The sequence below is a fragment of the Mesorhizobium sp. M4B.F.Ca.ET.214.01.1.1 genome (assembly GCF_004791545.1).
Lineage (GTDB): Bacteria > Pseudomonadota > Alphaproteobacteria > Rhizobiales > Rhizobiaceae > Mesorhizobium > Mesorhizobium abyssinicae.
Window position 1 is genome coordinate 1 of record NZ_SRUX01000191.1, and the last position, 329, is coordinate 329.

A 329-nucleotide genomic window follows, 5' to 3' on the forward strand; every position below is an offset into this window, starting at 1 on the left:
ACGGTGGGAGTTTCAGCCGGTCGATGAGGGGACCGGACGGCCCGGCCTGCTCGCCATTCGACATATCGATGGCGTTGGCGTCGAGGAGCGGCTGCTCATTGCGCAAAACGGCATCGGCCATGGCGACGAGCGCGGCATTCTTGGCCTTGATCGAAGCAACGGCCAACGGTCGGGCGGCTGCACGGGCGCGGCGGCCGATATCGGCCATCAGCGCAATCGTGTCTTCGCCGGATTTTTCATGCAGCTTCAGCATGGTCATCCTCCGCCCGTCGTCGTTCAGTACCTAGTCGTCGGCCAATACGTGGTCGCCGGCCACGCTTACCACAAGG

Annotated in this window: 1 pseudogene; it reads right to left on the bottom strand. The window is 63.8% G+C overall.

What is annotated here, in order from left to right:
- Positions 1–253 (bottom strand): annotated as a pseudogene (proA, locus tag EN857_RS33845) (gamma-glutamyl-phosphate reductase); the annotation flags it as partial.
- Positions 254–329: the final 76 nt, after the last annotated feature.